The sequence below is a fragment of the Kitasatospora sp. NPDC056783 genome, from assembly GCF_042789895.1.
Lineage (GTDB): Bacteria > Actinomycetota > Actinomycetes > Streptomycetales > Streptomycetaceae > Kitasatospora.
Genome location: NZ_JBHUAF010000412.1, coordinates 1 through 7392, shown reverse-complemented (window position 1 = coordinate 7392; position 7392 = coordinate 1). Strand labels below are relative to the sequence as shown.

General features: G+C 72.0%; 5 protein-coding genes and 1 other RNA gene. All 6 read right to left on the bottom strand.

The window, feature by feature from the left end:
- Positions 1-42: 42 nt before the first annotated feature.
- The gene (locus ACFRMQ_RS35340; protein ID WP_030242980.1) at positions 43-327 is read right to left on the bottom strand and encodes an HU family DNA-binding protein; all 285 of its coding nucleotides are present in this window, start codon (positions 325-327) and stop codon (positions 43-45) included.
- Between the two features lie 508 nt (positions 328-835).
- Entirely contained in the window at positions 836-2308 is a 1473-nt protein-coding gene (locus tag ACFRMQ_RS35335) for an NAD-dependent malic enzyme (protein ID WP_380734896.1), read from the bottom strand.
- A 349-nt stretch (positions 2309-2657) separates the two neighbouring features.
- Positions 2658-4961, bottom strand: coding sequence for a HelD family protein (locus tag ACFRMQ_RS35330; protein WP_380734895.1), 2304 nt, complete (start codon positions 4959-4961; stop codon positions 2658-2660).
- Positions 4962-5114: 153 nt separating this feature from the next.
- Positions 5115-5496, bottom strand: a transfer-messenger RNA (tmRNA) gene (gene ssrA, locus ACFRMQ_RS35325).
- Positions 5497-5582: 86 nt separating this feature from the next.
- Positions 5583-6059, bottom strand: a complete 477-nt coding sequence (smpB, locus tag ACFRMQ_RS35320) for an SsrA-binding protein SmpB (protein WP_380734894.1) — start codon at positions 6057-6059, stop codon at positions 5583-5585.
- A 44-nt stretch (positions 6060-6103) separates the two neighbouring features.
- Positions 6104-7392: S41 family peptidase (locus ACFRMQ_RS35315; protein WP_380734893.1), on the bottom strand; the 1289-nt coding region annotated here is incomplete at its 5' end.

The window sequence follows — 7392 nt, the reverse complement described above, 5'->3', positions numbered from 1 at the left end:
CCCCAATGGGGAGCCCGGCCTCTCGGGCGTTCAAGGGGTGGCTCAGGCAGCGCCCTTGGCGGCTTCCTTCAGCTTCGAGCCGGCGCTCACCTTGGCGCTGTAGCCCGCGGCGATCTGGATCGGCTCGCCGGTCTGCGGGTTGCGGGCGGTGCGGGCAGCGCGGTGGGTGCGCTCGAAGGTCAGGAAACCGGGGATGGTGACCTTCTCGTCGCCCTTGGCGACGACCTCGCCGACGATCTCGGCGAAGGCGGCCAGAACGGCGTCGGCGTCCTTGCGGGTCACCTCGGCGCGCTCGGACAGCGCGGCCACCAGCTCACTGCGGTTCATGTGTACTCCTGTGGTCTGTTCGCTTGCGGTGTGCGGGGGCCCATCGGTACTCCCACCGGGGGGCACCCGGATGGGCCGCAGGTCCGCACACTGTGCTCATGCAGGCAATGCGTGGTCGCAGGCCGGATTCCCACCCGATGCCGCGCGCCGGAGCCGTCGAAGGCCCGTCCGCCCGCCTGGGTACGAATCCTGCCCCGACCGGCCCCGAGAAAGCCAATCGGGCCCCGGCCGAGCCACCCGAACATCGCCCGCCCGTTGGAGGTGTGACGCTCCGTCGGCTCCGGCGGACCGGGCGCGGGCGGCGGTCGGGACGACACGCCGGAAGACCAGGGGGACGTTCCGTACTTGTCGGACACGCCTGCCCCGTGCAGGGCTACGGTACGCCCTAGGACTGACAAGCCCAAACACGCCCCTCGCCCTTGTGTCGCAAGGGTTCGGGGCGAGCTGGGCGGGTATGACCGCTATTCGCACATTTGAGCGGACTACGACACGTCGCCCGACCCCTCCGTCAGAGCTTGACGGAGGGGAAGGCGGCGGCGTCGAGGGTGCCCACGATGCCCGGGGTCGGACGGGCCGGCGCGGGGGCCTCCAGGGCGCCGGCCAGGGCCGCCTCGCGCACCGCGGAGGCGACGGTCTTGGCGACGTCCTTGTGGAACACGCTCGGGATGATGTAGTTCGCGTTCAGCTCGTCGTCGGCCACGGTGGTGGCCAGCGCCCGGGCGGCGGCGATCATCATCTCGGTGTTGACGGTGCGGCTCTGGGCGTCCAGCAGGCCGCGGAAGACACCCGGGAAGACCAGCACGTTGTTGATCTGGTTCGGGAAGTCGCTGCGGCCGGTGGCGACCACGGCGGCGGTCTGCCGGGCGATGGCCGGGTCGACCTCCGGGTCCGGGTTGGCCAGCGCGAAGACGATCGCGTCCTCCGCCATGGTGGCCAGGTCGTCGCCGTCCAGGACGTTCGGGGCCGAGACGCCGATGAAGACGTCGGCGCCCGCCACGGCCTCCTTGAGGCTGCCGGTGCGGCCCGAACGGTTGGTGTGCTCGGCGATCCAGCGCAGGCTGTCGTTGAGGTCCTCGCGGCCCTGGTGGACCACGCCGCGCACGTCCGCCACGGTGGCGTGCTCGACGCCGGCCGCCATCAGCAGCTTGAGGATCGCGGTGCCGGCGGCGCCGGCGCCCGACATCACCACGCGGATGTCGCCGATCTCCTTGCCGACCACCTTCAGCGCGTTGGTGAGGGCGGCCAGCACCACGATCGCGGTGCCGTGCTGGTCGTCGTGGAAGACCGGGATGTCCAGGGCCTCGCGCAGCCGGGCCTCGATCTCGAAGCAGCGCGGCGCGGAGATGTCCTCCAGGTTGATCCCGGCGAAGCCCGGGGCGATCGCCTTGACGATCGTGACGATCTCGTCGGTGTCCTGGGTGTCCAGGCAGATCGGCCAGGCGTCGATGCCGGCGAAGCGCTTGAACAGGGCCGCCTTGCCCTCCATGACCGGCAGCGCGGCCTCCGGGCCGATGTTGCCCAGGCCCAGCACCGCCGAGCCGTCGGTGACCACGGCGACGCTGTTGCGCTTGATGGTCAGGCGGCGGGCGTCCTCGGGGTTCTCGGCGATCGCCATGCAGACCCGGGCGACACCCGGGGTGTAGATCATGCTGAGGTCGTCACGGTTGCGGATCGGCAGCTTGGACGACATCTCGATCTTGCCGCCGAGGTGCATCAGGAAGGTGCGGTCCGAGACCTTGCCGATCGACACGCCGTCGATCGCGCGAAGCTTCTCGACGATCTCCTCGCCGTGCGTGACCGAGGACGCCGCCACCGTGACGTCGATCCGCAGCGCTTCCAGGCCGGAGGCGGTGACGTCGAGACCGGTCACCGACCCGCCGGAGGACTCCACGGCCGTGGTGATCGCACTGACGGCGTTGCCCCGGGCCGGGACCTCCAGCCGTACCGTGATCGAGTTGGAGACACTGGGCACCGTCGCCATCGACGCTTCCTTCTTCCGTCTGTCCCGCAGGCTCAACATTTTGTTGAAGGCATCGCCTGCGCATGCTAGACCTCGATCGTCGCACCTTCCAAGGGGTACCCAGAAATAACGTTCATTGAGTGTGCGGACCCGACAATCCGGCCGACCGGGGCCGGCCCACCGCCGCTCACTCCTTGCCTCTCCCGGCCGATGCGTTACATTGGACGGGCACCGGCTCGATCCAAGCCCCCGGGCCCAACCTTCGTCCCTTCGAGGGACCACTTGCCGCGAGGCGAGCATGGCGGGTCGGTGTACTAAACGTCCGAAGGCCCCTCACCAGCCGGTGAGGGGCCTTCTTCCGTAGGGTCGGTCAGCCGTGCAGCAGCGCGGGCACGCCGGCCGCGTCCGGCAGGTCGTCCGGGCCGGAGAGCACGGTCAGCCGCTGGGTCGCGCGGGTGAGCGCCACGTACAGCACCCGCAGGCCGGCCTCCGACTCGCCGGCGATGCCGGTCGGGTCGGCCACCACGGTCGCGTCGTACTCCAGGCCCTTCGCCTCCAGGCTGCCCAGCGCCACCACGCGCTCGCCCAGGCCCTCGGCCCAGCCCGCGGCCTCGTCCCGACGGTCCATCGGCACCACGATCGCCACGGTGCCGCCCACCTCGGCCAGCAGCCGCTCCAGCTCGGCGCGGGCGGCCCTGCCGAAGGCCTCCGGCGAGGGATCGGCGACGGCCGCGAAGCGCGGCTCCACGCCGACGTGGCGCACCGCGCTCGGCGAGGGCGTGCCCGGCGCCGCGAGCGCCAGCACCTTCGCCGCGACCTCGGCGATCTCGGCCGGGTTGCGGTAGTTCACGGTCAGCGTGAAGCGGCGGCGCTGCTTGCCGGAGAGCACCTCGTCCAGCGCGGCCTGGGCCTCCTGCGGGAACGGCCAGGAGGACTGCGCCGGGTCGCCGACGATCGTCCAGGTGGCCATCCGGGCACGGCGGCCGATCATCCGCCACTGCATCGGGGTGAGGTCCTGAGCCTCGTCCACGATGATGTGGGCGTACTCGGTGCGCTCGACCGGCTGGCGCTCGCGCTGGCGGGTGCTGCGGTCGGCGAAGGTGGTGACCTCGTCCAGACCGGTCAGCAGGTCCATCGCGTCCACCTCGCGGACCTTCGGCCGGGCCGGCTCGCCGAGCAGCACCTGGAGCTCGTCCACCAGCGCGACGTCGTGCGCGGACAGCGCGCCCTCGCCCCGGTCGGACAGGTGGCGCCAGGAGGCGGCCAGCAGCCGGGCCTCGTCCGGGGTGACGGCGCGCCGGGCGATCCGGTTGATGTGCCGGTGCTGGCGGAGCGTGGCGAGCACCCGGCGCGGGGTCACGGTCGGCCACCAGGCGTCCAGGAAGTCCAGGAAGGACGCCTCGTCCGAGACGTACTCGTCGAAGGCCTCCTTCTCCTCCTGCCGCTGCTCGCGGCCGTAGTGGTCGGTGGGCTTCGGCAGGTCCCGGACGGCCAGCTGCCACAGCGCGTCCAGCAGCAGCCGGCGGGCGCGCGGGCGCAGCAGGTTCAGCGGGGTGCCGCCGGAGCCCACCACGTTGCCGCGCACGGCCTTCAGCCGGCCGGCGTCCAGCTTCAGCACCTCGCCGCGGGCGACCACCTTCAGCTCCTGCGGCGCGCCCAGCTCCAGCGCCGCGCGGGCGGCCCGGCGCAGCAGCTGCACCATCCGGGCCGAGCCCTTGACCCGGGCCGCCTCGGGGGTGTCGTAGGTGCCCGCCTCGATGCCGTCCACCAGCGAGCCGACGGCCCGGATGGCGACCTGGCCCTCCTCGCCGAGCGCGGGCAGCACGCCCTCGGTGTAGGAGACCAGCAGCGGGGTCGGCGAGACCACCAGGATGCCCCCGGCGTAGCGCCGGCGGTCCTGGTAGAGCAGGTAGGCGGCGCGGTGCAGGGCGACGGCGGTCTTGCCGGTGCCGGGGCCGCCGGTGACCAGGGTGGCGCCCGCGGCGGCGGCGCGGATCACCTCGTCCTGCTCCTTCTGGATGGAGGAGACGATGTCGCGCATCGAGTGGCTGCGGGCACGGCCCAGCGAGGCCATCAGCGCGCCGTCGCCGACCACGGCCAGTTCCTCGCCGCCCAGGGTCGGGGTGAGGTCGGGGCGCAGCAGGTCGTCCTCGACGCCGACCACCTTGCGGCCCTTGGAGCGGATCACCCGGCGGCGGATCACCCGGCCCGGCTCGACCGGGGTGGCGCGGTAGAACGGGGCGGCGGCGGGCGCGCGCCAGTCGATCACCAGCGGACCGTACTCGGCGTCCAGCACGCCCAGCCGGCCGATGTGGAGGGTCTCGGCGACGGCCGGGTCGGCCGGGTCGAGCGGGGTGTTCGAGGGAATGCCGTGCTCCTCCGGGGCGTCCGCCCGCTGGAGGTCGATCCGGCCGAACAGGAAGTCCTCGAACTCGTTGTTCAGCCGCTGGAGGTGCGCGCCGGCCCGGTAGACCTGGGCGTCGCGCTCGGCGAGCGCGCCGGGGGTGCCGACCTGGACCCGCTTGGCGGCGTCCTCCAGGATGTACTCGGCCTCGGCGAGCTTCTCCTCCAACCGGTGGTAGACGGTGTCGAGGTGCTGCTGTTCACCGGCGATCTCGCGGGTCCGGACGGTCTCGTGGTCGGCGGCGGGGGTGGTGTCCGTGTTGCTCTGCATGGCCTCGGTGGTTGCGACGGAATCCGGCTCCGGAAAACGAGCGGACGGATGATCCTACGCCGCGGGCCCCGCGCCGCGCTGCTCCGGAACGTACAAAAATCGAAGGCCGCCCTCCGCTGGGAGCGGTGGACGGCCTTCGATGTGAACATGGGGTGGTGGAGATGCCGGGAATCGAACCCGGGTCCAGTGGAGTTAATTCAGGGCTTCTCCGAGCGCAGTCCGCTGTGCTTTTCTCGGCCCTGGCGGTCACACGGACAAGCCGCCAACAGGCCCAGCTGCTGTTTGATTTCCCATCCGCCCTCGCAGCCCGGGCGGACGGTTGAGTTCCCTAGATTATGCCAGGGTCCGGGTCGGGAACCCCCCGGTCTGACACCCAAGCGCTATCGGTGCTTATTAGGCAGCGAGAGCGAACTGCTGGGAATCGCGCTTAGAGTTGGCGATTATTTTTTTGCGACACGTGGTTAACGAGATCATTGCCGCGTTCCTCGGCTCGCTTCCCCTGTTTCAACATCCCCTGTCGAAACCGATCATCCCCATGTTTTGTTGAGAAACAGCTCGGACGGTGATCGTCCGTGTTGCTTGAGCCATCGTACGCGAGGCGACGGGCGAGGGTCCAGCGGATTAACCCTGGCGCCGCCGGGCCGCCGCCACCGCGCGGGCCGTCTCGCGGGTGTCCTGCTTCTCGCGCAGCGTCTGGCGCTTGTCGTACAGCTTCTTGCCGACCGCGAGCGCCAGTTCGAGCTTGACCCGGCCGTCCTTGAAGTACAGCGAGAGCGGGATCAGGGTGTGGCCCGCGTCGCGGACCTTGCTCTCGATCTTGTGGATCTCCATCCTGTGCAGCAGCAGCTTGCGCTTGCGCCGCGCCGCGTGGTTGGTCCACGTCCCCTGGGTGTACTCGGGGATGAAGATGTTGTCGATCCACGCCTCGTGGTCCTGGATGTAGGCGTAGCCGTCGACCAGGTTGGCCCTCCCCTCGCGCAGCGACTTGACCTCGGTGCCGGTGAGGACGAGACCGCACTCGTAGGTGTCGAGGATGGTGTACTCGTGTCGCGCCTTCTTGTTCTGCGCGATCAGCTTCTGTCCGGTTTCCTTTGCCATAGCGCGGTCATTCTCGCACTTCGGGGCCGGGTCGGTCAGCTGCTTTAGGCGCGGGTGCCCAGTCCCGAGAGGACCCGCTGGGCGAGCTGGTCGGCCTCCTCGCCCGAACCGGCCGGGACGTCGGGGGTGAGTCCGGTGCCGTCCAGGGAACGGCCGGCCGGGGTGTAGTAGCGGCCGACGGTCAGCTCCAGCACGGCGCCGTCGGCGAGCCGGCTGGGCTGCTGGACGGTGCCCTTGCCGAAGGTCCGCGAGCCCACCACCACGGCGCGGCTGCGGTCCTGGAGGGCGCCGGCGAGCAGTTCGGCGGCGCTCATCGTGCCGCCGTCCACCAGCACCACCAGCGGGGTGCGCTGGTCGCCGCCGGGCGGGGCGGTCAGCTCCCGGGTCTCGCCGCGCTCCAGGTAGGAGCCGACCGGGCCGCCGTCCAGGAAGATCCCCGCGGTGCCGGCCGCCTCGTCGACCAGCCCCCCGGAGTTGCCGCGAAGATCGAGGACCACGCCGGTGTGCGGGGCGCCCAGCGCGGCGCGCACCTGGTCGGCCACGCCGCTGGTGAAGGCGCGGACGGTCACCCGCACCACGCCCTTGCCCAGCTGCTCCGCGGTGACCTGCCGGCTGTCCAGCAGCACGCGCCGCAGCAGCAGTTCGCGCTCCTCGCCCCCGCCGCGCCGGACGGCCAGGGTGACCTCGGAGCCGGCCCGGCGGTCCTCGCCCTGGCCGCGCAGCCGGGCGACCACCTCGGTCACCGGCAGGTGGTCGGCCTGGTCCCGGCCGATCCGCAGCAGCCGGTCCCCGGGGACGATCCCGGCCGCGGCGGCCGGCCCCCCGGGGGCGACCTGGGAGACCTCGGTGACGCCGTCCTGGCCGCGGCCGACCGAGAGGCCGACGCCGGGGTACCGGCCGTCCAGGCCCTGGCTGAACTCCGCGTACTCCTGGGCGCTGTAGTACGCGCCCCAGCGGTCGCCGCCGGCCGCGAGCAGGTGCTCGGCCTGCTGCTCGGACAGGGCGGCGCCGGCCGGGTCCGCGGGGAGCCCGCCGACGGCGGGGGCAGTGTCCGCGGAGGAGCGCGGCGGCGGGTCGTTCGGATCGCCCCAGGCGCCGGCGCAGAGGATGCCGAGGTCGGTGAGGATCCACTCGACCCGGGTGGAGGAGGCGAGCGCGACCCGCTCCTCGGCCCGCACCCCGAGGTCGGCGAGGCCCGCCGCGATCGCGTAGACCCGCTCGGCGGCCTGGGCCCAGCTCAGCGACTTCCACTCGTCGGGGCTCTGGCCGCTGCCCGGCACCGGGTAGCGGTAGGCCTCCGCGTCCGGCGTGGCGTCCACGCGCTGGACGAAGA